Below are 23,557 nucleotides of genomic sequence, written 5' to 3' on the forward strand. Positions count from 1 at the left end.
CGGGCGGGAGGCTCGGCTCGTCTCCGTCTCGCGGCAACCGCCCGTCCGGCCGTGCAGAACCCGGAGCCATCCCGCTGAGCAGGAGCTCGGCTGCGTCGCGCAGAACGAGCGACTCCGTCCTCGCTTTTTGCACACAATGCGCACGCATCTGCGCGTTGTGTGCAACTCTTGTCGTACCGGGCCGGAACGACCCGGAACGAAACGATGGAGTTGCGTATGTCCGTTCCGATCAAGGCCGCCATCGAGAAGGTCCCCGGCGGCATGATGCTCGTCCCGCTCCTCGTGGGTGCCGTCCTCGCGACGGTCGCCCCGGGAACCGCGGACTTCTTCGGCTCCTTCACGGGAGGCCTCCTCACCGGGAGCACGCCGATCCTGGCCGTCTTCTACGTCTGCATGGGCGCGAGCATCGACCTCCGCGCGACGCCCTACATCCTCAAGAAGGGCGGGGCGCTCTTCGGCTCGAAGGTGCTGCTCGCCGTCGTCATCGGCGTGGTCGCCGGGCAGTTCATGTCCGAGCTCCCCATCCAGGGCGGTTTCCTCGCCGGCCTGTCCGTCCTGGCCCTCGTCGCCGCGTTCAGCGACACGAACGGCGGCCTGTACATGGCGCTGATGGGCCAGTACGGCAAGCCCAAGGACGTCGCGGCGTACTCGATCATGACGATCGAGTCCGGCCCGTTCCTCACCATGCTCATCCTCGGCGTCGCCGGCCTCTCCGCGTTCCCGTGGCAGGCACTCGTCGGCGCGTTGATCCCCCTGGTGCTCGGCATGGTCCTCGGCTCGCTCGACCCGGCGATGCGCAAGTTCCTGTCGTCGGCGTCGCCGGTGCTCATCTTCTTCTTCGGCCTGGCGCTCGGCTTCGGCATCAGCCTGCAGACCGTCCTCAGCGCCGGCCTCGTCGGCGTCCTGCTCGGCCTGGTCGTGCTGTTCCTCAGCGGTGCTGTGCTGTTCCTCGCCGACCGCTTCACCGGCGGCACCGGCCTCGGCGGACTCGCCGCGTCGTCGACCGCCGGCAACGCGGCGGCGGTACCGATGCTCGTGGCCGCCGCGAACCCGGCGTACAAGGAGGCCGCGGGTCCCGCGACCGTCCTCGTCTCCGCCGCCATCGTGGTGACGTCGATCGGCACCCCGCTCATCGTCGCCTGGTACGCCCGTCGCCTCGCCGCGAAGAAGACCGGTGGGGACACGTCCGGCGTCGCGGCCGTCGCCGTCGATCGGGCCGCCTCGTGAGCGACGCCGCAGCCACCCTGACGATCGTCGCCGACGACCTGACCGGTGCCGCTGACGCCGCGGCCGGGTACGGCGCGATCCGCACCAGCGCGGTCGTCCTCGGCCCGGAGGTCCCCTGGCCTGCCGCTGACGTGCTCGCGGTCGACACCGAGAGCCGGTACCTGTCCGGCCAGGAGGCCGCCTCGCTCGTCGGCTCCGTCGTCCGCCGCTCGGTGGACCTCGGTCGGCCGGTCTTCAAGAAGATCGACTCCCTGCTCCGCGGCAACGTCGGCGCCGAGGTCGCGGCAGCACTCGATGCCGTCTCCGGACCGGAGCGCGCCCTGGCGGTCGTCGCACCGGCCTTCCCCGGCACCGGCCGCACCACCGTCGGAGGCGTCGTCCACGTCGGTGGCGCGCCCAACATCGACGGCGACCACGCCGGTGACGTGGCCGCATCGCTCACCGCAGCGGGCCTCCAGGCCGGGAGGCTCAGCCCCGCTCCGACGGACAGCCCTGCGGACATCGCGGCCCAGCTGGACCGCCTGCACGCCGACGGCGTCGACGCGGTCGTCCTCGACGCGGTCACCGACGCCGACCTCGAGACGATCGCCCGGGCCTCCCGGCTGGTCACCGGCCCCGTCCTCGTGACCGGCTCCGGCGGACTCGCCGCGCACATGCTGTCGCTCGCAGACAGTGGGGCGACACCGACGGCACCGCTGGCGCCGGTCGACCGCGTCCTCGTCGTCGTCGGGAGCTACTCCGGACCCGCTCGATCGCAGATCGACGAACTCGTCCGGCGCGGTGCCGAGCACGTCGAGTTGCGGCACCGCGACGACGGTGAGCAGGCGGCGACGGACCAGATCGCCCGTTCCGTCTCGGACGTCGTCCTCACCCCCGACCTGGGCGTGCCGGTCGACAAGGACAACGCCCTCGACGTCGCCGCGGCCCTCGCGGCGACCGTCACCCGGAGCGCCGACCGCTTCGGGGCCCTCGTCCTGACCGGCGGGGAGACCGCCCGAGCCGTCCTGGACGCGCTCGGCATCGACACCGTCCGCGTGCACGGCACCGTCGAACCCGGCGTCGTCCTCAGCAGCCACCCCGACCACCGGCCGGTCCTCGTGACGAAGGCGGGGGCGTTCGGCGACGCCGGCACCCTCGCCCGCACCGTCCGGGCCCTCCGACAGCAGAACACAGAGCAGTAAGGAAGAACAATGAAGCCGATCATCGCGATCACGATGGGTGACGCCGCCGGCGTCGGACCCGAGATCATCGCCAAGGCGATGGCTGACCAGGCGACCCGGTCGCTGGCGACGATGTTCGTCATCGGCGACCTGCGCCGCCTGCAGCTCGCCATGGACGTCGTCTCGAGCACGCTGACCCTCAACCGCATCAGCGACCCGTCCGAGGTGACCGAGGACCCGACCACCATCGACGTCCTCGACATCCCGTGCATCCCCGAGGACCTGGCCTGGGGTGAGCTCTCGGCCGAGGCCGGACACGGCGCCTTCCTGTTCATCGAGAAGGCCGTCGAGCTCGCCATGGCCGGCAAGATCGACGCCATCTGCACCGGTCCGCTCAACAAGGCGGCCCTGCACATGGGCGGGCACCAGTACCCCGGCCACACCGAGATGCTCGCCGAACTCGCGGGGATCGACGAGGTCTCGATGATGCTCACCGCGCCGAACATGCGCGTCATCCACGTCACCACGCACCTGGGCCTCGTCGACGCCGTCGCCGCGATCGACGGCGACCGGGTCTACCGGACCATCACGCGCGGCAACGACCTGCTCGTCCGCTCCGGCAACGAGCGTCCGCGCATCGCCGTCGCGGCCATCAACCCGCACGGTGGCGAGAACGGCCTGTTCGGCAACGACGAGGAGGCCCAGAAGATCCAGCCCGGTGTCGACCGCGCCCGCGCCGAGGGCCTCGACGTCATCGGTCCGCTGCCCGCCGACACCCTCTTCATGCTCGCCAGCCGTGGCGACTACGACCTGGTCGTCGCCCAGTACCATGACCAGGGCCACATCCCGGTGAAGGTGCTCGGGCTGAAGAACGGTGTGAACGTCACCGTCGGCCTGCCGTTCGTCCGGACCTCGGTCGACCACGGAACGGCGTTCGACATCGCCGGGAAGGACATCGTGGACCACGAACCGCTGCTCGAAGCGCTCCGTCAGGCCGCCGACCTCTCCCCGGAGCGCGAAGGCTGACGTGAACGCCCGCGACCGTCGGCGCGAGATCAGCCGCCTGCTGCAGGAGAAGCCCGTCACCGTCGACGAGCTCGCAGCGGTGTTCTCGGTCTCCGCGTCGACGATCCGGCGGGACCTCGACACGATGACGCGGGACGGCGCCATCGTCCGGACCTACGGCGGCGCCCAGACCATCGGCGGCCCGGAGCGGAGCCTGCGGGAGCGCGAGGCGATCGCGATCGAGCAGAAGGCCGCCATCGGACGGCTCGCGAGCACGTTCGTCCCAGCCGGAGCAGTCGCGGTGCTGGACGCCGGGACAACCGTCGGAGCCCTCGCGCGGAACCTCGTGTACCGCGAGGGCATCACCGTCGTGACCACCGGGCTGACGACCACCAACGCGCTCGAGCACAGCACGGGCGTCGAGCTCATCGTCGTCGGCGGACGGCTGCGGCACATCAGCTCGGGGTTCGTTGGCCCCTTCGCGGAGCGGATCATGGCGGACGTCTCCGCCGACGTGGCGTTCCTCAGTGCCGACGGAGTCTCCGCGGAGTTCGGGCTCTGCGAGGAGACGCCGGAGCAGGCATCACTCAAACGCGTGATGGTCGAGCGGGCGCGGGAGCTGTACGTGCTGGCGGACTCGACGAAGCTCGGTGTCGCGTCGTCCCACTGGTGGACGCGGATCGAACGGCCGTGGTCGCTCGTCACCGACGACGGGGCGACGGAGGAGCAGTTGGCACCGTTCCGGGCGTCGGAGTTCGTGACGGTGTGCGTTGCGGCAACCGAGACCCGGGCGCCGACGGGTACTTCCTGACGGAACTCGGGCAAGAAGGCCATCGGGAGAGGGGGACGATCGCCGACATGAGATCCATCGACTTCGCAGACCTGGAACCCCAGGACGCCGATGAGTGGCTGCGGTTCACGATCGCATCCCACGAGGCGCGGTTGACCGAGTTGGCCGATTGGATGAGCCAGGACTTCGGCCCCGTGGCGCGGGCAGACGCCAGTTGGTCGAGCCTGCAGACGGTCTGGAGCTGGGCTGTCGACTTCACCGAACGTCTTGGCTCCGCGCAGTACGACGATCAGATCCGGCCGCCGAGCCGCGCCACGGCATTCGGTCTTCCATTGCCCGCAAGACCGATCGCGGCCGTGGCCGAGGACCTCGTGCACTACGTCTTCGAGGTGCTCCGCCGCGAAGACGGCTCCACCCGCTGGGCCCTGTACCCATCCTCCCCAGGCGGCCGAGTCGTCGACGTTCACCACCAGGAAACCGGGATCCAGATCGGCGATCACTGGATCCCACTGGAAGGCAACCTCCCGGGCATGCTCCGGCAAGCGCTCGAGGGTCGAGCCACCGCATCCGCACCCACCGGCCTCCAGCATCTCCTGACGTCTCTACTCCCCGACCTGGCAACCCGACAGTGGTCCGCCGGCTCCGAGTCCGTCCTCCAGCCTCGTGTCGGCAGAACGCGCATCGAACCCGTCGTCCCGAACCTCGAGGACCGGGAAGCTCCGCGCCGACCAGAGCTCGAGCGAGACAACGACTTCACCCTCCTCGCCCCGGGCGCGAGTGACTTCGACCTGATGGCCGGCCCCGGCCTCCCGGCGCAGGACGTCCTGACGCTCCTCCAGCCCTACGGACTCGAGATCGGAATCGACCTCACGGAGATGGACGGCCACTTCCAGGGCGGCAGCCTCGGCTGGCTGTTCTCCCGCGGACTGGCACTCGAAGCCTGGGCACGGAACGGGCGCATCCACGCTCTCCGGAACCTGCCGCTGCAGGTCACAAGAGCCGAGATCCGCGAATACCGGCGTGCGGTCGACGCATTCGCGACCGTCCACGGAGGATCGACGATCGACGACTGACCGCGCGCCGACCGTGACGGCGTTGTCTGCGATCTCGTCGCAGGGCGGGCGGGTGACGCCGTCGTCGGTGATCTCCCATGAGAAGTTTGAGTAGCCCCGGGGCTTGCGGATCTGAGTGACCATCGGAGAGACACGAACCTCAAAGCTAGACGGCCGGTCGGTGCGATCGTGATGGGCGTGATATTCGTCCTGATCGGCGTCCTCGAAATGATTTCGATAGGCGATGATGCGAAGTTGTTCATCGCCGCGATGTTCATCATTCCCGGAGCGCTGTTCATCATCCAAGGAATCGCCACTCGAATGAGTGGCGACAAGGGCGCGTGAGGTCGGCGTGGACAAAGCCGCGTACCGGTCTGCGGCCTGCAACAATGGCGAAGCAGATCGACACGACACCCCGATAGGTACAACGGTCGGTCACCGCCGGGCGGCCGACCGCTGTCGTGTGATTGCTTCAGGCGCCATGCCGAGGATCGACCGCAACCGGCGAAAAGCGACCTCGATGCGGGGCGCGGGCCCTTGTGGCATCGAGGTAGCACCTCTAGGCCTGACATAAGGATGAGTATCGGCTCCAGACCCTGTCACCGTCGGTTACTGCGAAACGCGAGCGGGGGGAGGGGAGGCAGGGTTCCGATAGGGGATCGGCCAGTGAGGCACCGCTCAGCGGCGGCGACTCCTGATGATGGCGCTGACGACGATCACAGCAGCCAGTACGGCGACGATCGCCGTCGGGATTGGTTCAAATCCCACCCCAGTGAACGCAGCAACCACGGTGTCCTCTCGTCGAGCGCGTAAGTGAGCGCTCGGCTCGAGGGTACCGGAATGCCTTTGGCCCTTCTCGTTAGCCAATCGGTCACCGTACGCCTAGTGCGTCGCCTCCTTCGAGGCTGTGCGGATCGACGCCAAGAGAGCCCTCTCAAATTGAGACGGCACTGCGTCGGGAGCAGCGAGCCCTCCGCGCCGAGCGGCCAAAATCACAACCTCCGCCCGACCGTCTTCCGCGCGGCGAAACCCGAGGGTGATGACCTCGGCACGGGGGATCAGGACGCCCGAGCGTTGAGTGATGACCGCAGTGCTGCCATCAATGTCGGTAATCGAGGACCGTGGTATCCCTGCCACTGCGGACCGGATGAGGGCGGGCACGTGCTCCAGTGCCGCATCGACAAGCACAGTGCCACGAGGTTTATCTGCCACGTGCGCCAGCCAAGCACGGCGTCCCGGGAGCCGATCGGCTGTCGAGACAGCTCGGTGGCCCGGGCAGACGTGCAGTTCTAGCGAAGTCGTCATGCTTCGAGGCGAGCCAGGATCCTGCGTACTTCCCGGCCGACCGATTGCGTCACTCGCTTCGGGTCCCCGTAGCCGCCGTGGACCGAGAGGTCGAGCCGGTCCGACTGTGCCCTGACGTCATCCGTCACCGCACGGTCTGTTCGCGCCAAGAGCGGGATCAGAGTCTCGATCGTCGACAGCAGGTCTGCTGCGACCACCGGCGCGGTCTCTGCGCGGAGCGCCAGTGCCCAGAGGAAGGCGGCGCTGTCGAGCTCGAAGTGCTGAGTGGTCACAGCGAAGGATCGCAGGAACGAAGACACCGATACAACCGACCAAGTCGGTCAAGAGGACTGTTCCGACATCCTTGGCCTCAGCCAGGTTCTGCTGTCTCAATAGCCGATCGTCAAACGGGGCAACGCTGCGTCTCGGAACGAACGACGGCGGCTCGTGCCGGAGCTGCCAGCCATCAGACCCGCAGGAGCTCGAGGATGCCAAGTACGGCGAGAACGACGCCGGCGATGCACCCAACGAGCCCGACCAGCGTCACCGACTGCGCGTACGCGCGAAGGTTCCCCTCCGCGCCGAACCGGTCGATGGCTGATGCTGCTAGCAGTGTCGCTGCCAGCGCCACGGGGACCGTGGCGATCCACGTGAGGCCGAGACTCCATCCGGCTGCTGTGACGTCGGCGGGACGAGCGTGGAGGAGGCCCCGGCCACGCTCAGCGCTGACGTCGTACGCAGCATCAATCGGGGCGGTGTGGACGTAGACAAGGACGCACGCGAGCATCTGTGCGGCCAGGAGGACAAGCGCGAGGGTCGGCAGGACCACGCCAACGTCACGCCCTTGCGCAGGACCGGTGTCTCCGTTCGCTCCACGGGCAGAGCCTAGGCGCCGGGATGAGCGCAGTCGTCCGATCACCGATCGTCTACGGGACGCTGACTCCGGCTTAACTCTGACGCCTTGACGGAAAAGTAAGTATCAGGGGCCTCTATGGCGTGTAGCCGCCGTCATTGGGGGTGAGGAGGACCCCACCGTTGAACTGCAGTGCCAAAGCAAGGCCGATACCAGACGTGACGAGAACCGCAACGGCTGCAATTGCCCAGCTCGCGCCTCGCTCGTCTCGTTCGCGCGGCGCAATCGATCGCAGAATGACGAGTCCGAGCAGGTGTGCGAGCACAAGCGGTACTACGCCGAACGTCACGAAGAGACCGTCGGTCGAGGTGTCGCCCGGCGGCGCTTTGGCTGACTCCGTCACCTGCTCCGTTGAAGCCAGAGTGAGCCAGATCCAGGCCGCGCACATGATCGGCGCACCCAGCACAGTGAGCGGCCAGAACGCGACCACTCTGGCCTTGCGTTGCCGGCCGCTGAGCCGTGTCCCCACCGCGTCGTCCATCCCCTGATGCTAGGTCTCCGACCGGGTGTGGGTTCGGGCCAGGAGCGGTCAGACGGGAGCGGTGTGTCGTAAGCCGATCGGCTATCGGACGTGGAGCGAAGCCGTCAGAGTTGCCCATAAGCAGTCCAGACGTAGATGAGGATTCTGTCGTCTGCCGTTCCGGCGAAGAGGTTCGTTCCGTCGGACTCCAAGCCGGTGATACTGGTTGCTCCTTTTTCGCGGAGTGCTGCACGCGCCTTGTCATCGGGAGCTGCGGGCGTGGCGTTGTCGAGCGTGGGGACTCGGCTTCCTTGGGGGAGCCGAAGAACCGCGGAAACGCTTTGCACCCCGAAGCCGCCTTGACCTCCGGGGTCAGCGTCCGAACGGACTACATGCGTTCCCGCGGGGAACCGCACATCCGTGTACTGCTCGATCGTCGCAAGGGGTGAGACGTCGCAGGCGTCTTCGCTGACTCGGCAGATGCCGCGGTCCGGTGCAGCCGTCACCCAGGAGAGCACCGCGAACACGGATCCGACGATGAGCGCTGCCACAACGGCGAGCACGCCCGCGAGCTGCACCAACAGACGAATGCTTGTCGCGGCTGCTTGTTCTTCGCGCATCGTTTCAGGGCTGAATCTCGAAGCGAGCGGGAACCAATCGCCGTCAGTCATGGTAGTTGACGTAGACGAGTAGCATCCTTTGTCCGTCTCGGCGCCCGGTGAGCACGATCACGCCATCGCCGTTCGTATCGATACGGATGCGTGTGACGCCTGCAGCTCTGAGTTGCTGCTCGTACGGCGAGGCGTCGGCCTGCCCGTCCCAGTCCAAGCCGAGACCGTACCCGACCACCTGCACGGCGCCTTGCGGCGGGAGTTGCAGGACGGCGCTCACGAACGCCGGCCGGAAGCCGACGAAGCCCGGGATCCTCGCCATCGACTGCTCTGTCCGCGTCCCGGGTGGGAACTGCAGGCCGCTGTACCGCTCGATGGTGCTCATCGGCACGTTCCGGCACGTATCTGACAACACGAAACAGGTCCCAAGTTCCCCGCGCGGGTTGAGCACTCGATACCCGCCGAAGGCCACCGCAACCAGCAGCAGTGCCACGAGCGCGGCCACGACACCCCGCCGGAGGGGGGACCTCGGGAACGAAGCATCGCGCATGGTCCCACCATGCGCGATGCTCGCTTGTCTCCGCGTCCTACGGCAGTCGGAACATGTTCGGCTTCGGAAGGAACGCCCACCTGCGGAGGGTGACCAACCGCCGTACGCGGCGGCCGTCGTGGGGTGAGAAGCCGCAGACTGTCTTGACGCCGCGGTCGTACCGGCCCGTGTGGCAGGGTGACGGGAGCAGCAGGGAGGCGTACATGCGCAAGCGGATGTGGACGATCGGAGTCACGGCGCTTGCGACAACGATGGTGCTTCTCGGCTTCTACGGCGTGAAGCACGTCGTTGCACGGGAAACAATGTTCGGCATCTGCAACTCGGTCACCGACCAATGCCACGACGTACCAGTAGAGACGCTCGAGTTAGTTGCTGGGCTGCGGTGGGACGGCGCCTCAGCGAAAGTCCTGGAGTCCTCCGCATCTACGTCTCATGGGTTGCTGGGCAGCCCCGAGATCGTCAGCGGGGTTCTCGAACTGCACAACGTCGGCGACGGCGCCAGCCTCGGCAACGGGGCGTCTTACCCGGCACCCCAGCCCGGGCAGAAGCTCAGCACAGATGAGGGAGAACGCGTTCTCCGGCGTCTCGGCGCGACCGACGTGAAGACGCTGCGGCAACGGGACCAGCTAGTGGTGTTGCGTGGCGAGACGAAAACCACGTCTCTCGTCTACGTGTACAGCTTGCTCTCGCGGTAGCTCGTCGGAGCAAGAAACCTCACAAGCCTTCGTCGTGGAGCATGACGAACGCTGCCTGGGCTTCGAGGTTCGTCGGGGCTGAGGACGACCGGTAAGTACGCGGACCCGAGCCGCGGGTTGGGTGGATCACGCTGACCGAGAACGGCTGACCGACCTCGCGTGCGAGAACTTGTGGGATCGTTCATCCTCACGCTCATAGCCGTGCCGGACGTCTCCACGTACGGGGTCAAGGTAAGAGAGTGCAGAGCTCGCCTTCACGCAATCTGACATAACATACATTATCGGCTCATCCGCGCCAAGAGAGTAGTACGCGTCACGCGGCGTCGAGCCATGAGCCCCGATCCACTCAATCTTCATCCAAACGCCCACCGTGAGCTCTGGGATGTCCAGCCCTTCGCGTCGCTTGCGGCTCCGATCCAGGTGCCCATTCGACGTCTCGCATCGCCGCACTCAGGCCCGAGGTTGAGGGGCGGACCCCCGACCTCGCGGAGTAGGCCGAGCACCGCGGGCTCATGGAGACCGAGGCCGAGAGCGTCGCCTACGTCGTCGCCGACCTCGTTGGTTTCGACACCAGCGCGTACAGCGTCGGCGACGTCGCCGGCTGGGCCGAGGCCGACGTCGAGTTGATCCGCGGCACCGCCGCCCGAGTGCTCGCCACCGCCCACCAGATCGCCGCGGTACTCGACCCCGAGGACGACGACACTGTGGGCACCGACGAGGCGACGCCGCAGCGGCTGACGACTGTTAGTTGTGCACCGGCGCTGTTTCCGATGACGGGACGGCCGGTTCTGGTTGCGTTCGCAAACGCCATGCTTTGGTGCCAGAGCCGGTCCCTCAAAACCCTGCCAACAGGGGTGCCCTCGGCCAGGCCGGACGCTGACATGTCCACCTCCGCGCCGCGACCATCAGTCCCCCTCGGGCCATGTCGCAGCAAAGCGGAGGCGGCGCAGCCCTGAAGTCGAGTCCGCATATTCCCGGCTCGACTCGACGTCTAAAAAGGCAAGGGGGACTTGCCTTGCGGGGCAAGCGAGGCTAGACTAGGCTTATGAAGCCGCAGAAGTCACGGGACGTGATTAAGCACCTGGGGAGTATCGGGTGGGTGCTCCTATCCGACGCCCCAGGAAGCCATCAGATTTGGGGCACGCCCGACGAGTCGGTGAAGTTCTCGTTCCCGTTCGGTCACAAGGAAGTGTCCGCCGGTGTCCTTCAGAAGTTCAGCAAGAAGCCGGGCGCGAACGTCCCGAAGGGATGGAAGTGATGAGCAACAAGAACAAGAACGTAGTCCCCAACCCGAACGGCGGCTGGGACGTACGAGCCGGCGGAAGCCGGGTGGTGCACGTTGACACTCAGGCTGAGGCGATCGACCGAGCTCGGCGGGTCGTCCGCAACGCCGGTGGCGGTGGTGGTGGAGAGTTCGTTGTCAGTAAGAACGGCACGGGGCGATCCGTCGTCACTAAAAACGGCATCGGACAATCCCTTGTTAGCAAGAACGGTGGTGCACCGGCCGTCGAAAACAAGCGCACGTATGACGTCACTGTTGAGCGCGAGGGGCGCTGGTGGGTGTTCGAGATCCCAGAGCTCGACACTGCGGGCCAGGCCCGCAATCTCGCCGAGGTCTCTGACGAAGCGCGCGGCATCATCAGCGCCTGGGAGCACGTTGATATCGACTCCATAGATGTGTCCGTGACGGTCACGAGTGCCGAGGATGCCCAGGCGGAATGGCAGAAGGCAGAAGCCGAGCTGGCGGCTGCACAAGCCCGTGTGGGTGAGCGGAAGCGGTCCATCGTGGTCACGCTCCGCAGCAAGGGCCTTACCGCTGACGACACCGGCAGAGTGCTCGGAATCAGCAAGCAGCGCGTGTTTCAAATTGAGAAGGACAAGAGCGACGCGAGCTGATGAATCGCGCGCCGTGTCGGCGGTAGATGCGAAGATGCCCGTATGGCTTCCATCGAGTTGAACAAGTCCGTCGAGCAGCAGTTCCAGGACCTCCCGAGTCTGCGAGCTGGTCTCATCGAGGCGCAGAGCGTCGTGATCACCAACCAGCCTGAAATCCACCACACCGCTGCGATCACCAAGGGTGAGCGCACCGGCAAGGACGAGGAGGTTGGAAAGGCCTGGGACGCGCTGCACCAGGACCCCGAGAGCGGCCGCGTCTTTTCCTGGAAGGGCGGAGGGGGGTTCGAGGTATCCCTCGCGTTCGGGGAGGCGTTGAGAGTTGTCGGGCACGTGAAGGGTATCGACGAAAAGGTCGTGAACTTTGTGCACGATCGTGTGACTAAGGCACTTGCCAAGGCCGCATAGTTGGCGCGCAGTAACGGCGAAGAGTATCCCTGCCGAGGCGCGGTCTTTCAGCGGTATGGCTTGATGTAGACCCCAGCAAGGTCGAGGTCGAGGTGCCCGACGCGCGCGTCGGATGTTGGAGGACGGTGCGGCGGCGGAAGTTGAGGCTCGCGCGGCAGTATTGCGGAACCCGGCCGTCGGCGAACTCCGTGGGCAGGGCAACACCCTTGATGCTGCGGCTGTGGCGTTCGAAATTTTTGCAGCCGACGCAGCAATTGGCGAAGCAGTCGTAATCACTGTCTGTTTGAGCCGTATCGACAGTGTCTGTGCGGCGGGATTTGGTGGAGGGGTCTGTGGCTAGTTTGAGTGAGGTCAAGCGTCACCAGGACGAAATCAGTCGTCTTCGGAGTCTTGCGTCAAAGAAGTTGTCCGAGAGCAGCGCGGCGCGTACCAAGGCAGGCAAGGCGCGAGTAGCGGCTAGCAAATCCAAGAGCGCAGCAACGATCCGGACCAAGGTGGCCGAAGCCGACCGTGAGGACAAGAGGGCCACTGCAGCGGACGCCGGTAGGGCGGCGCTAGAGAAGAAGATCAGCGCGGCGGAGGCCAAGTTGTTCACCGCTCAGCGCAAGTACACTGCGGCGACGGAGCGTGAACAGACGCAGGCTCTTCGGGGTCTGACATCGATCGTCGACGAGCGCCAGGTGCAGTTTCAGGTTGTCCCGGCCGAGATAGCGGCTTCCGTCCCGAGAGGAAGCAGCGACATGGCCCGTGATGTGTTCATCTCTCATGCCTCCGAAGACAAGGAGGAGTTTGTTCGGCCCTTGCAGGCGCTTCTCACCGAGCGGGGGGTCACAACGTGGCTTGATGAACTCGACATCGGATGGGGTAGTTCTATCCGTCAGTCCATCGACGAGGGCATTGCCGGTGCCCGTTTCGGGCTCGTGGTCATCTCTCCATCGTTCATTAAGAAGGATTGGACCAAGGCAGAGCTTGACGCTCTTTTCAGCCGGCACCTTGGAACCGAGGGGGGCGGATTCATGCTTCCCGTCTGGCATAAGGTAACTAGGGACGAAGTGCAGAGGGCACTCCCCACGATCGCTGGGCTCAAAGCTCTCAGCACGGCCGTGTTCACGGTGCCAGATATCGCAGATGCCATCGCCAAGCTCGTCCTCGCCGGCGGCGAAGACTCCGATGAGAGCGACGGAGACTGAGCGTCCAGTCGTAGAAGTCGCCGCTGGCATCACTGAACGGGATCATTTCGGCGCGCAGGTCGTAGCCAGGGAGCTGAATCGGATCAGGAGTGAGGGCGCTGTCGTCGGTTTCCGAGACGGAGTCCCTGCGGTCGTCGGTGAGGATCCGGCCTGCCCATGTGGCGAGGTCTTGCAGCAGGATGACGTCGCTGTCCGCCAGGACCCGCGGGGCGGTGTCCATCCCGCAGACCGATCCAACTCGGATGCCTCGCACCTTGACGGGGGCACCAGCGTAGAAGCGAATCCCAAGCGTCCGCACCACCGGCAGTGCCGCAAACCCATCATCAGTGCGAGCGTCATGCACCAGAGTGGGCTCGTCGTGGAGCACAGTCTCGGCGCAGAAACTCTCGCTCGCGGGTACCTTCCGCCGACTGGTCGATGTCTGTGGAGTGAGGGTGTGAACGGTGTCGTCGTCGACAAGGTTCAAGAACGCCATCGGCGCATCGAAGACGTCCCGTGTCAGCCGAGCAACGCGGTCGAACCGTTCGGCTGGATCTCCCCGATGACGTCGAGCTCGTGCACAAGAGCTGCCCGAGCCGTCACACCATCCACAGCCGCCACTGTAAGCGCGTCATTGCGCACTTGAGTCCAGACCCTGCGCCGTGACCCCGCAAGCACACTGCTATCACGTTGCAAGCAAGAGCGTGCACCCTCGCGCGCCACTTGCCGACGGCGTGTGTTTGCCAGACGTGGAAGAAGAGCAGGTCGACGAAGAAGTCGTCTCCGTCGACGTCGAAGTGCACCTGCCGGCCCACGAACGCGAACCCCTCCGCCAGTTCGCGCAGCGTGTCGATGATCCGATCGACGAGGGCCTGCTCAAGCTGCCGTTCCTTCGCATCGCCCTCGAGCGTGAGGAAGTCCAGGACGTACGGATCCTTTGTGAGCTGCTGCGCCAGGTCCGACTCCCCCGCCGGCAACGTCGCAGCGAAGTTCGACGGTGCCGCCTCAAGCCGCGCATGTGCGTCAGTACGGATGTGGTACTCGAGGACGTTCCGAGACCACCCGTGATGCACGGCCTGCGCGGCGTACCACTCGCGTATCTCCTGGTCGTCGAGCCGGTCGAGGAGCACGGTGGTGTGCCCCCAGGGAAGTTGTCCAACAAGCTGTTGGACAACTTCCTCGTCCGGCCACGCTGCGGCGACACGACGCATGTAGACGAGGTTTGCCCGCGAGAAGCCCTTCATCTCCGGGAACTCCGAGCGGAGATCTTCAGCGAGCCGGCCGATGACGTTGGTGCCCCACCCCTCCTACTCCTGCCGCTGCAAGATGGTCGACCCGATCCCCCAGTACAGACGCACCAGTTCGGTGTTGACGCGTCGCTGCGCAGTGAAAACGCGCTTCCCTCACTTGCTGCTTGAGTTCAGCCGAAGCCACGGCGTAACCGGACGGCACTGGTGCTCTTTGAGTCATCGGTAGCCATTCTGCACCAGCACTTTGCGTCACCGACAATCGGCACGCATCGACCGGATCTGCTCTGGATATGTCACAGTACAGGTGTACCTCCCCCACTACGAAAGGCAGCAGTACCCATGGCGCAGAAAGTCACCACGCAACTCGTCGACGACCTGACCGGCGAAAACATCGAAGACGGCAAGGGTCGCACCGTGTCCTTCGGGTTCGACGGCGCCAACTACGAGATCGACCTCACCGACGACAACGCGGACCAGCTCCGCGAAGCGTTCTCCGACTACATTGCCGCCGCCCGCAAGACCAGCAACCGCTCCGGCCGTGCCTCCTCTGGCACCGCGCCGAAGCGCGGCAACTCTGAAGAGCTCGGCAAGATCCGTGAATGGGCCGCAGCGAACGGGCACGAGGTGTCCTCCCGCGGCCGGATCAGCCAGGCCATCCGCGACGCGTACGACGCCGCGCACTGACGCCACTCCCCCACACGCGGCAACGGCCGGCTACCCCAAGGGGTGGCCGGCCGTTGCTGATCGCGCCGATAGCGGTCTCTTATGTCAGCTTCCAGGCCGGACACTTCTACTCGGCGGTTCGGCCAGTCTGCATCCCGACATTTGTCACGTGCGGGCCGGACTCCTCACTGGGAGCACCCGCGACTGGGCCACTTTGGCGTCGGGCAGGATAGTCGGCCCACATCCTCGAAAACTCGCTCTCAAACCGCGGCGTGAAGCGGAGCACCTCATTCGGCTCTGCAAACACTGCTGCCCGGACGATGTACTGGGACGTCTGCAGATCGGGAAGGCCCATCCAGTCAAACTTCGATGGACGCGCGAACAAGTGTTCGACGCTGCGAGGGCCCGAGAAGCGATGCTTGCTTCGACCCCAAGCGTCCGACTCAAAACCTGCCGGGAAGCAGAGGAGGCGAGCCAGTCCAAGGTTCTCGAGTTCTTTCACCGCGTCGCGTATAGCATCCAGAGCACGCACCATACGCTCGATTTCTGGCGATGTGCGTCGGTAATGCGAGTAGTCATTACGCACCTGATGAACCTCCACCGGGTGCAGCAGCCCTGCCGAGATGCTCTTTAAACCCTTGACCAGCCGATCTTGCGCCGCTTCCGTCAGGTTGAGATAGGGGACGCAAGACTTGAAGACAAACTCCTTGATCGCCGTCTTTCCGTCGAAATCAGGAATATCGTTTGACGGTCGATTGAGGCTCGACTGCTGCGCCTTGACCGTGTCGAGTTTCTTGGCGAGCACCTCAAATCCACGGATGAGGGCATAGAGCTCCAGACGATCGGAGCCAAAGTCGAACTCTTCCGCAATATTACCCGACTCTTGATGAGCGGCTTGAAGCAGTCCGAGCGCAACTGCTCGATCATCAGCGTCGTTATAGCTGAACGGGAATCGTTGACTCGTGTGGTCTACGAGTAGCACCCACGTAGAGAATGCGAGGGCATCCGCCAAAAGGCCTTCCAGCTCGTTGAAAAATGCGCTTGCCACACCCCTAAACGTTTCAGACTCGCCAATCCCAGATATTCGACTCGCTTGCGTCAGTGCAGAGATGCGCTGATGAAGGTCCCAGAATCGTCCGTGAGAATCCTGCTCAATACGCACATCGAAGCCAAGTTTCCACAGCACAGTCTCGACGAGAAGCTCGTCCGATAGATGTGCTCCGTCTTCAATCCCGACATATTCACAAGCCGCTATCATGTTCGTTTTACGCGCGAGAATCATGCGCGTAAGAGCTGATCGCGGATCAGTCGAGCGGAAGAAGTTCTCCAATCGCTCGTCGAGATCCTCCGAATCGAAGCCCCGTAACTGCCAGTCCAGCTCCTCCGTGTCAGTCTCGTTGTCTCGTAGGTAGAGGCGGTCGAGCAGTTCGCGTTCGCGCAAAGAGGCAAAGCCGGGATCATCACTGACGAAGCGGACGCCAAGGTGCCCGAGTTCGGGCGTAAGTTGGAAGGCGCCCGAACGGTTTCGTATGTTCGTAACCGGCCGACGGACCTCTCCGCGCGGCACCTCGATGGTGCCCGCGTGCACAAGGCGGTCCAGACCCCTGGAGATCCACTCCTCGTTCGCCAGCAGCACGAGTTGCTGCATCTTGTCGCGACCGAGTCCCTCGACCATCTTCTCTGCCGGCCCGGTGAGGAGCAAATCTGCAACTGCAGCGCGGAATTCACCCTTTGTTCCGTCGAGTAAAAACATGAGCAGGTGACGCAGCTCGCCGTCGCTTACCGCGTCTCCCAGCAGTCCAACTAGCGTCGCCGCGTGATGGTCAGCATAAAAAGCGCCCGCAAAATTATCGACTTCAAGCGCTAGACCCCACCAGTCGGCCGCTTTGCCGATCGATTCATCAAGTATCCGCCGCAACTTCTTTCGTTCATCGTTGATCGGCGCGTCATACCCCGTTGAAAGGCGGACCTGATGCACAGATTTGCAGGTCGGTTGTGAACAATGGTACGCCGGCACGACTCTGCTAAATCGGACATGTCGTTCCGCTCGGCTCTGCAAGAGGCCATAAGGTCCGAGGACGTATTTCCCGTATTGATAAACGCCGTCAGGAACGGCCTCAATGAGCTGCAGGGTCTCATCCGTTGTTAGCACGTCCTTTTCATCTTCAAAAAGGCGCCCATAGGCGTCGTATAATTTACGCCCGTAACTGAAGGGGAACCTGATCCGGCGGCTCCGCAGCTGCCCCTCGATGAGATTCGACAGTTTGTCAAGGTCAGTCTCTTCGACATCCAGGAATAGTTCATCATGCCCGACAGTCAATGCACACATAAGGTGCGCCTCCTTGATCGGGACGTGCTCCTTGCGAATGAGCCGATCCTTCATGCGCGTTCCGGCCTCGGTGAGCACCAAGGCACTACTCATCCCGTCGGGTATGGAATAGTCGTTCGGGATGATGCAATCCGCTAGAATTTGCAATAGGTCCGTCAGATCAACGAATTTCCGGCGCCACGCAGGATCCCCATACTGTTCCGCAAGTTCCTTGGCCGTCGCCGCCATGCTGGTCATGCCCTACCGCTCATAGGGACAGATCACCGCCTTGTGGTCTTGATGTCAAGACCCAAAGGGAGCGTCGCTCTGCCAGACGAACCTCCATGCCGAGCGATCGCGCTGCGGTTCTGGGGTATACCCCACCGCTACAGCGCTGGCAGGTGCTGATTTGCGTGGTTCTAGGGTGCGGGTTTGCCCTTCTGCTACAGGTGTGTGCGAAGGTCTAGGAGTGGCGCAACATAAGACGCAGATCGTCGCGTACGTTCGGGTGAGCTCGATCGATCAGAACCTCGACCGGCAGCTCGAGGCCGTGGGCGAGGTCGATCGGGTGTTCAAGGAGAAGATCTCGGGTGGCGCTCGAACTGACCGGACCGCACTGGCCGACTGCATCGGCTACGTCCGTGACGGCGACACCGTTCGGGTCGCGTCGATGGACCGGCTTGCTCGCTCCCTCGGCGACCTTCGCGAGATCGTCGACGAGATCACTGCCAAGGGGGCATCGGTCGAGTTCGTCAAGGAGCAGCAGACGTACAGCCGCGACACCGACGACGCGATCGGTCGGTTCATGCTCAACCTCCTCGGCGCGTTCGCCGAGTTCGAACGCACCCTCATCCGCGAACGGCAACGCGAAGGCATCCGCATCGCTAAAGCCGCCGGTAAGTACAAAGGCCGCTCCCGGAAGCTCACCGACGATCAGATCACCGAAGCGCGCCGACTCATCAGTACTGGCGTCCCCAAGACCACGGTTGCCCGAGGACTTGGCATCGACCGAACCACCCTTTACCGGATGCTTGCCTCGTCCCTCTCCTCCAGACCCACCGACGCCTCGGGCCCGGCAGAAGCGGAGGCGTAGCGGGTCAACCGCACGACCAGACGAACGTCCTTCATGCACGAGCTGACGGCCAACGATCACGAGTCAACCGAACCCGCAGCAGTCCCATCGGATGATGGCAGACGCGCCAGGCAGCAGGGGAAATATGAGGCCTACCGTGGCCCCCTCACCGACCGGCACAGCGTCCGGTGCTCGAGCCGGTGCGCGTGTCCGCGAGCCGGCCGGTCTGCGGGGTGAACCCGCCACCGGGGTTGCTGGGGGTGAAGTAACCCTGCACGCTGACGACGAGATCGAGCGTCGCACCACCCTGGGTGTTGTCGATCGTGAGCTTGCCGTCCGAGCCGAGCGCGACCTGCGCCGACACCGACGTCTTCGACGCCTCCGGCGAGTACGACAACCGGCCGGAGCTCGGATCCCCCGACGACGGATACACACGGATCGCACCACTGTGGCCGCCCTGGCTGCGGATCACGACACCGGCCTGCGCTGCCGCAGGCGTCTGCGGGACACCGCCCTTGCCGGGTTCGTGACGGTGTGCGTGGCTGCGACCGGGCAGCCCGGGTCCGACCACTGACCTAGGAGCGGTCCGGTCCGATCGTCCACGCTGCCCACGCGTCGAGCTGCGCCTGCGCGTTGCCGAGCGAGTTGTGCGATCCGCGGATCGTGCCGTCGGTCGAGTGCAACTCGTACCCCTGGCCCTGGTCGATCGTGCCGACGACGATCCCGTCGCGGCGGGCGGTCCAGTGCGCCCCGGAGTCGTGTCGCCATGTGATGGCCTGCATACGGTTCACGAACGCCGACTTCCTGTGTTGCGCCGCTCACCGAGACCGACGACCGACCCCGACGGTAGGCCGCCGACATGTGTGCACCGACATGTGCTGCTCACCGGTCTTCCGCGACTCCTCGTGGGACGCTCGGGGGATGAGCACCTCCCAGACCGTCGTCATCGCCGGCTGCGGCGACCTCGGCACCGAAGCCGCCCTCCGCTTCGCCGACCTCGGGTACCGCGTCGTCGGACTCCGGCGTCGGGCCGAACTCCTGCCCGCACCGATCGAGGGTCGGAGCACGGACCTGCGGCAGGACGTCCCCGAGATCGACGCCGACACCGCGATCGTCGTCGTGGCCCTGGCTGCCGGCAGCCGTGACCCGGACCAGTACCGCGCGACCTACGTCGACGGCCTCCGGAACGTCTTGGACGGCATCGACCGGTCGGGAGCGAGGCCGCGGATCGTCGTCGTGTCCTCCACCGCGGTCTACGACGTGTCGGACGGGAGCGAGGTCACCGAGGAGACGCCGGCGACCGGCGGGACGCCCACGGCGGAGGTCCTCGTGGGGGCCGAAGCCCTCTTCCGTGAGCGAGCTCCGGGTGCGGTGCTCCTCCGGCTCTCCGGCATCTACGGGCCCGGGCGCGAGCGGTTGATCGAGCAGGTGCGGTCCGGCAGTGCCCGACTCGCTCCGACGGACTCGGCGTCGCCGCACACGAACCGCATCCATCGTGACGACGCCGCCGCCGCGATCGTGCACATCGCGACGCTGGAGGACCCGGCACCGACCTACCTGGGCACGGACAACGAGCCCGTCCGGCTCGACGACGTGCTGCGGTTCCTCGCCGTCGAACTGCGCGTGCCGGCACCGGAGTCCGGCCCTGCGTCGGACCGACAAGCGGGCGGCGACAAGCGGCTGTCGAACGCGCTCCTCCGGTCGACCGGCTTCGCGTTCCGCTACCCGACCTTCCGCGAGGGCTACCGCGCGGTGCTGGCCGGCGAGGGTGCACGGCACACCTGACAGAGCGAGAGCCGGGCAACAAGAGCAGTGCCCCGGCGACATGGTCGAAAACCAGCGGTCCACGCGGGGCTCACGTTGCCGACCGTAGTGCGGCCCTGAACGTGCCGCAACCGTGACCGGTGCTCAGTGCCCCCGGTGGTCCTGGATCGTCATCCGCGGCCCGAACGCCGGCTTCCGGAAGCCCGAGCCCGCGATCAACCGCACGACCCGCTCCCGGTGCCCCCGCCACGGTTCGAGCAACTCGAGCATCCCGTCGTCGTCGACCGGGCCGCCCGTGAGCGCCCACCCGACGAGTGCGGGCACGTGGTAGTCCCCGACGCTCGGGGAGTCCGGGTCGCCGTGGGCTCGCTGCGCCGTCTCGGCAGCGGTCCACGGTCCGACGCCAGGGATCGACTGCAGCCGACTCGCGACGAGCTCCCCACCGCGGCCGAGCGTCAGCGTCCGTTCGAGTGCGGGCGCGACCTTCACGACCCGCATCACCGTCGCCGAGCGCCCGGGTTCGATGCCGGCCTTGTGCCACTCCCAACTCGGGATCCGCGCCCAGGTGTCGGCATCCGGCGGGACGACCATGCCCTCGGGAGCCGGGCCGGGCGCGGGCGTGCCGAAGCGTCGGACGAGGTACCGCCACGCGCGCCAGGCCTGCCGGGAGGTCACCTTCTGCTCCATGATCGCGGGCACGAGCATCGCGACGACGGTGTTCGTCCGGAGCAGGCGTAACCCTGGCTGGCGGTGTCGTGCCTGCTCCAGGAAGGCATGCGCGGACACGTCGAGTTCCGACCAGTCGTCGCCACGGCCGACGAGGTCCGGTCCGTGCACGACGGCCCAGGCCGCACCGGCGCCCCACGCACTGATCGCGACGGTGTCGCCGACCGGACGGACCAGGACGGACGCCGGCCCCTCCGGGGTCCGGAGCGCGAGCCACACGTCCGAGCCGACCACGCGGTGCGCCGGGTCGCCGGAGCCGCGCGACAGGGGCCGCAGCGTCGCGACCACGTCCACCGGGCCTCCCGGCCGGTACACGGTGTCCACCCGGTCTGCTCCGTCGTCCGCACCGGGACGGGCCACCGGCGAGGCGGCGACGGGACGGACGGAGGGCATGCAGGGATGGTAAGCGGAACCGCCGTCAGACATGATGGGCACGTCCCCTCGGACCCGACTACGGGAGTCTCCATGCGCATCGGCATCCTCACCTCCGGCGGCGACTGCCCCGGTCTCAACGCGGTCATCCGCGCCATCGTGCTCAAGGGCATCGCGATCCACGGCCACGAGTTCGTCGGCTTCCGCGACGGCTGGCGGGGGGTGGTCGAGGGCGACATCGTGCCGCTCGGCCGCAAGGACATCCAGGGGATCGCGAAGCAGGGCGGGACGATCCTCGGCACGAGCCGCACGAACCCCTTCGAGGGTCCGAACGGCGGCGTCGAGAACATCACGAAGACCCTGGAGCGGCACGGCATCGACGCCATCGTCGCGATCGGCGGCGAGGGCACGCTGGCCGCCGCGAAGCGCCTGACCGACGCCGGTCTGCAGATCGTCGGCGTCCCGAAGACGGTCGACAACGACCTCGGTGCCACGGACTACACGTTCGGCTTCGACACCGCGGTGGCGATCGCGACCGAGGCGATGGACCGCCTGCGCACCACCGGTGAGTCCCACTCACGCTGCATGGTCGCCGAGGTCATGGGCCGGCACGTCGGTTGGATCGCCTTGCACTCGGGCATGGCAGCGGGCGCGCACGCGATCCTCATCCCCGAGCAGAAGACGTCCCTGGCGCAGATCGCGGAGTGGGTGCAGGCCGCCTACGACCGCGGACGCGCACCGCTCGTCGTGGTCGCCGAGGGCTTCGTCCCGGACCACGAGGACACCGCCCACACCGAGCGCGGCCTGGATGCCTTCGGCCGACCTCGCTTGGGCGGCATCGGCGAGCGCCTCGCCCCGCTCATCGAGGAGATGACGGGCATCGAGACGCGCGCCACGACCCTGGGCCACATCCAGCGCGGCGGTACGCCGACGGCGTACGACCGGGTGCTGTCGACGCGCCTCGGGCTGGCGGCGATCGACGCGGTGGTCGAGGAGCGCTGGGGTCGGATGGTCGCGCTGAAGGGCACCGACATCGTGCACGTCTCGTTCGCGGACGCGCTCGGCGAGCTGAAGACCGTGCCGCAGGACCGGTACGACGAGGCCGCCATCATGTTCGGCTGACGCCGTCCCACCCGAGGTCCGCCCGGTCCGCCCGGTTCCGGCCGGGAGGCCCGGGGTAGCGTCGCGCGCATGACCCGCGCCGTCCTCGCCTCACGTTCCGCAGCCCCCGCCGTCACCGACGTCGAGATCGGCGACCCGGGCCCCGGTGAGGCGCTCCTCGACGTCACCCTGTCCAGCGTCAACTACAAGGACGGCCTCGCGCTGGCCGGCAACCCCGGCGTCGCCCGGGTGGATCCGCTCGTGCCCGGGATCGACGCCATCGGCACGGTCGCAGCAGTGGGCGGCGGGGTGACCGACGTCGCTGTCGGGGACCGCGTGGTGCTCAACGGCGCCGGACTCGGTGAGACGCGACACGGCGGCTGGGCGGAGCGGGCGCTGGCCCCGGCCGGGTCCCTGGTGCGACTGGCGGACGACATGCCCGACGAGCGTGCCGCGGCGATCGGGACGGCGGGGTTCACGGCGATGCTCAGCGTGCTGGCCCTCGAGCACGTGGTCGTGCCGGAGGACGGGCCGATCCTGGTGACGGGTGCCTCCGGGGGCGTGGGCACGGTGGCGATCGCCCTCCTGGCAGCGCGCGGCTACACCGTGACGGCGTCGACCGGGCGACCGGAGAACGACGCCTCGCTGCGCGCGCTCGGCGCGACCGAGGTGATCGACCGGGCCGCCATCTCGGAACTCGGGAAGCCGATGCAGCGTGCGATCTGGGCCGGTGCGGTCGACAGCGTCGGCGGTGCGACCCTGGCGAACGTCCTGGCCTCGACGAAGTGGGGTGGCGCGGTGACCGCCTGCGGTCTCGCGCAGGACAGTGCCCTGCCGACCACGGTCCTCCCGTTCATCCTGCGCGGGGTGTCGTTGCTCGGGGTGAACTCGGTGGACGCACCGCTGCCGCTGCGGAAGCGGGCGTGGGACCGGCTCGTGTCGGACCTCGACGCGGCGCTGCTCGCCGGGGTCACGCGGACGGTGGACCTGGCGGCAGCTATGGAGGTCGGCGCCGAGGTGGTCGCGGGACGGGTGCACGGGCGGACGGTGGTCGACGTCCGGGCGTGAACCGCGGCCAGCGACA

The 23,557-nt window shown here is 66.3% G+C and carries 28 protein-coding genes; 17 read left to right on the plus strand and 11 right to left on the minus strand.

Annotated features, from left to right (window positions below):
* The first annotated feature begins 216 nt into the window (after positions 1-216).
* The 6 genes from DEJ33_RS00180 (at position 217) to DEJ33_RS17035 (ending at position 5,579) form a co-directional block, all read left to right on the plus strand.
* On the plus strand, positions 217-1,227 hold the full coding sequence (locus DEJ33_RS00180; protein WP_111076926.1) for a 2-keto-3-deoxygluconate permease: 1,011 nt from the start codon (positions 217-219) through the stop codon (positions 1,225-1,227).
* Positions 1,224-2,408, plus strand: a complete 1,185-nt coding sequence (locus tag DEJ33_RS00185; RefSeq protein ID WP_181432757.1) for a four-carbon acid sugar kinase family protein — start codon at positions 1,224-1,226, stop codon at positions 2,406-2,408. Before DEJ33_RS00180 ends, DEJ33_RS00185 begins: the two co-directional genes overlap by 4 nt.
* A 9-nt stretch (positions 2,409-2,417) precedes the next feature.
* Positions 2,418-3,413 (plus strand): 4-hydroxythreonine-4-phosphate dehydrogenase PdxA, encoded by a 996-nt coding sequence (pdxA, locus tag DEJ33_RS00190; protein ID WP_111076928.1) that lies wholly within the window; start codon positions 2,418-2,420, stop codon positions 3,411-3,413.
* A gap of 1 nt (position 3,414) precedes the next feature.
* Entirely contained in the window at positions 3,415-4,203 is a 789-nt protein-coding gene (locus DEJ33_RS00195; protein ID WP_111076929.1) for a DeoR/GlpR family DNA-binding transcription regulator, read from the plus strand.
* Between the two features lie 47 nt (positions 4,204-4,250).
* Complete coding sequence (locus DEJ33_RS00200) at positions 4,251-5,255, plus strand: hypothetical protein (protein WP_146242486.1); 1,005 nt, start codon at positions 4,251-4,253, stop codon at positions 5,253-5,255.
* 177 nt (positions 5,256-5,432) lie between these two features.
* Positions 5,433-5,579 carry a hypothetical protein gene (locus tag DEJ33_RS17035; protein ID WP_181436490.1) on the plus strand — a complete coding sequence of 49 codons (147 nt, stop codon included), beginning with the start codon at positions 5,433-5,435 and terminating at the stop codon, positions 5,577-5,579.
* A 956-nt stretch (positions 5,580-6,535) separates the two neighbouring features.
* On the opposite strand, the gene DEJ33_RS00210 is transcribed toward DEJ33_RS17035, so the two are convergent.
* The 5 genes from DEJ33_RS00210 to DEJ33_RS00225 form a co-directional block, all read right to left on the minus strand.
* On the minus strand, positions 6,536-6,811 hold the full coding sequence (locus DEJ33_RS00210; RefSeq protein ID WP_146242487.1) for a hypothetical protein: 276 nt from the start codon (positions 6,809-6,811) through the stop codon (positions 6,536-6,538).
* A 173-nt stretch (positions 6,812-6,984) separates the two neighbouring features.
* Positions 6,985-7,347: a hypothetical protein gene (locus tag DEJ33_RS00215; protein ID WP_111076933.1), complete on the minus strand. Its 363-nt coding sequence runs from the start codon at positions 7,345-7,347 to the stop codon at positions 6,985-6,987.
* A gap of 160 nt (positions 7,348-7,507) precedes the next feature.
* Entirely contained in the window at positions 7,508-7,912 is a 405-nt protein-coding gene (locus DEJ33_RS00220; protein ID WP_111076934.1) for a hypothetical protein, read from the minus strand.
* Positions 7,913-8,016: 104 nt separating this feature from the next.
* On the minus strand, positions 8,017-8,562 hold the full coding sequence (locus tag DEJ33_RS16800) for a hypothetical protein (RefSeq protein ID WP_146242488.1): 546 nt from the start codon (positions 8,560-8,562) through the stop codon (positions 8,017-8,019).
* Positions 8,555-9,007, minus strand: a complete 453-nt coding sequence (locus tag DEJ33_RS00225; protein ID WP_146242489.1) for a hypothetical protein — start codon at positions 9,005-9,007, stop codon at positions 8,555-8,557. The genes DEJ33_RS16800 and DEJ33_RS00225 overlap by 8 nt, the downstream gene beginning before the upstream one ends.
* Positions 9,008-9,105: 98 nt before the next feature.
* Between DEJ33_RS00225 and DEJ33_RS00230 the strand changes: the two genes are divergently transcribed.
* From DEJ33_RS00230 to DEJ33_RS00260, 6 genes are all read left to right on the plus strand, one after another.
* Positions 9,106-9,747: a hypothetical protein gene (locus DEJ33_RS00230; RefSeq protein WP_111076936.1), complete on the plus strand. Its 642-nt coding sequence runs from the start codon at positions 9,106-9,108 to the stop codon at positions 9,745-9,747.
* Between the two features lie 512 nt (positions 9,748-10,259).
* Positions 10,260-10,703 carry a hypothetical protein gene (locus DEJ33_RS00235; RefSeq protein WP_111076937.1) on the plus strand — a complete coding sequence of 148 codons (444 nt, stop codon included), beginning with the start codon at positions 10,260-10,262 and terminating at the stop codon, positions 10,701-10,703.
* An 89-nt stretch (positions 10,704-10,792) separates the two neighbouring features.
* Positions 10,793-11,005, plus strand: a complete 213-nt coding sequence (locus DEJ33_RS00240) for a type II toxin-antitoxin system HicA family toxin (RefSeq protein WP_111076938.1) — start codon at positions 10,793-10,795, stop codon at positions 11,003-11,005.
* Positions 11,005-11,643 (plus strand): DUF2188 domain-containing protein, encoded by a 639-nt coding sequence (locus DEJ33_RS00250; RefSeq protein ID WP_220034423.1) that lies wholly within the window; start codon positions 11,005-11,007, stop codon positions 11,641-11,643. Before DEJ33_RS00240 ends, DEJ33_RS00250 begins: the two co-directional genes overlap by 1 nt.
* A gap of 42 nt (positions 11,644-11,685) precedes the next feature.
* On the plus strand, positions 11,686-12,048 hold the full coding sequence (locus DEJ33_RS00255) for a hypothetical protein (protein WP_111076939.1): 363 nt from the start codon (positions 11,686-11,688) through the stop codon (positions 12,046-12,048).
* Between the two features lie 494 nt (positions 12,049-12,542).
* Positions 12,543-13,238 (plus strand): toll/interleukin-1 receptor domain-containing protein, encoded by a 696-nt coding sequence (locus DEJ33_RS00260; RefSeq protein WP_111076940.1) that lies wholly within the window; start codon positions 12,543-12,545, stop codon positions 13,236-13,238.
* Here the strand turns inward: DEJ33_RS00260 and DEJ33_RS17735 are convergent.
* Positions 13,156-13,713: a GAF domain-containing protein gene (locus tag DEJ33_RS17735; protein ID WP_375334678.1), complete on the minus strand. Its 558-nt coding sequence runs from the start codon at positions 13,711-13,713 to the stop codon at positions 13,156-13,158. The genes DEJ33_RS00260 and DEJ33_RS17735 overlap by 83 nt on opposite strands.
* A gap of 103 nt (positions 13,714-13,816) precedes the next feature.
* Positions 13,817-14,461: a PDDEXK nuclease domain-containing protein gene (locus DEJ33_RS00270; RefSeq protein ID WP_258374616.1), complete on the minus strand. Its 645-nt coding sequence runs from the start codon at positions 14,459-14,461 to the stop codon at positions 13,817-13,819.
* 345 nt (positions 14,462-14,806) lie between these two features.
* Between DEJ33_RS00270 and DEJ33_RS00275 the strand changes: the two genes are divergently transcribed.
* Positions 14,807-15,151 (plus strand): Lsr2 family protein, encoded by a 345-nt coding sequence (locus tag DEJ33_RS00275; RefSeq protein WP_111076942.1) that lies wholly within the window; start codon positions 14,807-14,809, stop codon positions 15,149-15,151.
* 106 nt (positions 15,152-15,257) lie between these two features.
* On the opposite strand, the gene DEJ33_RS00280 is transcribed toward DEJ33_RS00275, so the two are convergent.
* Entirely contained in the window at positions 15,258-17,696 is a 2,439-nt protein-coding gene (locus tag DEJ33_RS00280) for a hypothetical protein (RefSeq protein WP_111076943.1), read from the minus strand.
* Positions 17,697-17,907: 211 nt separating this feature from the next.
* On the opposite strand from DEJ33_RS00280, the gene DEJ33_RS00285 reads away from it, so the two are divergent.
* Complete coding sequence (locus DEJ33_RS00285) at positions 17,908-18,531, plus strand: recombinase family protein (RefSeq protein WP_220034424.1); 624 nt, start codon at positions 17,908-17,910, stop codon at positions 18,529-18,531.
* Positions 18,532-18,676: 145 nt separating this feature from the next.
* On the opposite strand, the gene DEJ33_RS00290 is transcribed toward DEJ33_RS00285, so the two are convergent.
* On the minus strand, positions 18,677-18,982 hold the full coding sequence (locus DEJ33_RS00290; protein ID WP_146242490.1) for a hypothetical protein: 306 nt from the start codon (positions 18,980-18,982) through the stop codon (positions 18,677-18,679).
* A gap of 103 nt (positions 18,983-19,085) precedes the next feature.
* Entirely contained in the window at positions 19,086-19,301 is a 216-nt protein-coding gene (locus DEJ33_RS00295; protein WP_146242491.1) for a hypothetical protein, read from the minus strand.
* 130 nt (positions 19,302-19,431) lie between these two features.
* On the opposite strand from DEJ33_RS00295, the gene DEJ33_RS00300 reads away from it, so the two are divergent.
* Positions 19,432-20,295, plus strand: coding sequence for an NAD-dependent epimerase/dehydratase family protein (locus DEJ33_RS00300; RefSeq protein ID WP_111076946.1), 864 nt, complete (start codon positions 19,432-19,434; stop codon positions 20,293-20,295).
* 123 nt (positions 20,296-20,418) lie between these two features.
* On the opposite strand, the gene DEJ33_RS00305 is transcribed toward DEJ33_RS00300, so the two are convergent.
* Positions 20,419-21,393 (minus strand): DNA-3-methyladenine glycosylase, encoded by a 975-nt coding sequence (locus DEJ33_RS00305; RefSeq protein ID WP_258374618.1) that lies wholly within the window; start codon positions 21,391-21,393, stop codon positions 20,419-20,421.
* Positions 21,394-21,465: 72 nt separating this feature from the next.
* Here DEJ33_RS00305 and DEJ33_RS00310 point away from each other — a divergent pair, with 72 nt between their 5' ends.
* Both DEJ33_RS00310 and DEJ33_RS00315 read left to right on the plus strand, forming a co-directional pair.
* Positions 21,466-22,494, plus strand: a complete 1,029-nt coding sequence (locus DEJ33_RS00310) for a 6-phosphofructokinase (protein WP_111043672.1) — start codon at positions 21,466-21,468, stop codon at positions 22,492-22,494.
* A gap of 69 nt (positions 22,495-22,563) precedes the next feature.
* Positions 22,564-23,541 (plus strand): acryloyl-CoA reductase, encoded by a 978-nt coding sequence (locus tag DEJ33_RS00315; protein WP_111076947.1) that lies wholly within the window; start codon positions 22,564-22,566, stop codon positions 23,539-23,541.
* Positions 23,542-23,557: the final 16 nt, after the last annotated feature.

It is taken from the genome of Curtobacterium sp. MCPF17_047 (assembly GCF_003234045.1).
GTDB lineage: Bacteria > Actinomycetota > Actinomycetes > Actinomycetales > Microbacteriaceae > Curtobacterium.

Coding starts and splice junctions, on each gene's coding strand:
- DEJ33_RS16800 (WP_146242488.1), bottom strand. CDS start 8,562: ATGACTGACGGCGATTGGTTCCCGCTCGCTTCGAGATTCAGCCCTGAA.
- DEJ33_RS00305 (WP_258374618.1), bottom strand. CDS start 21,393: ATGCCCTCCGTCCGTCCCGTCGCCGCCTCGCCGGTGGCCCGTCCCGGT.
- DEJ33_RS00275 (WP_111076942.1), top strand. CDS start 14,807: ATGGCGCAGAAAGTCACCACGCAACTCGTCGACGACCTGACCGGCGAA.
- DEJ33_RS00230 (WP_111076936.1), top strand. CDS start 9,106: ATGTTCGGCTTCGGAAGGAACGCCCACCTGCGGAGGGTGACCAACCGC.
- pdxA (WP_111076928.1), top strand. CDS start 2,418: ATGAAGCCGATCATCGCGATCACGATGGGTGACGCCGCCGGCGTCGGA.
- DEJ33_RS00310 (WP_111043672.1), top strand. CDS start 21,466: ATGCGCATCGGCATCCTCACCTCCGGCGGCGACTGCCCCGGTCTCAAC.
- DEJ33_RS00235 (WP_111076937.1), top strand. CDS start 10,260: ATGGAGACCGAGGCCGAGAGCGTCGCCTACGTCGTCGCCGACCTCGTT.
- DEJ33_RS00280 (WP_111076943.1), bottom strand. CDS start 17,696: ATGACCAGCATGGCGGCGACGGCCAAGGAACTTGCGGAACAGTATGGG.
- DEJ33_RS00315 (WP_111076947.1), top strand. CDS start 22,564: ATGACCCGCGCCGTCCTCGCCTCACGTTCCGCAGCCCCCGCCGTCACC.
- DEJ33_RS17735 (WP_375334678.1), bottom strand. CDS start 13,713: ATGGCGTTCTTGAACCTTGTCGACGACGACACCGTTCACACCCTCACT.
- DEJ33_RS00250 (WP_220034423.1), top strand. CDS start 11,005: ATGAGCAACAAGAACAAGAACGTAGTCCCCAACCCGAACGGCGGCTGG.
- DEJ33_RS00180 (WP_111076926.1), top strand. CDS start 217: ATGTCCGTTCCGATCAAGGCCGCCATCGAGAAGGTCCCCGGCGGCATG.
- DEJ33_RS00270 (WP_258374616.1), bottom strand. CDS start 14,461: ATGAAGGGCTTCTCGCGGGCAAACCTCGTCTACATGCGTCGTGTCGCC.
- DEJ33_RS00300 (WP_111076946.1), top strand. CDS start 19,432: ATGAGCACCTCCCAGACCGTCGTCATCGCCGGCTGCGGCGACCTCGGC.
- DEJ33_RS00240 (WP_111076938.1), top strand. CDS start 10,793: ATGAAGCCGCAGAAGTCACGGGACGTGATTAAGCACCTGGGGAGTATC.
- DEJ33_RS00200 (WP_146242486.1), top strand. CDS start 4,251: ATGAGATCCATCGACTTCGCAGACCTGGAACCCCAGGACGCCGATGAG.
- DEJ33_RS00255 (WP_111076939.1), top strand. CDS start 11,686: ATGGCTTCCATCGAGTTGAACAAGTCCGTCGAGCAGCAGTTCCAGGAC.
- DEJ33_RS00220 (WP_111076934.1), bottom strand. CDS start 7,912: ATGGACGACGCGGTGGGGACACGGCTCAGCGGCCGGCAACGCAAGGCC.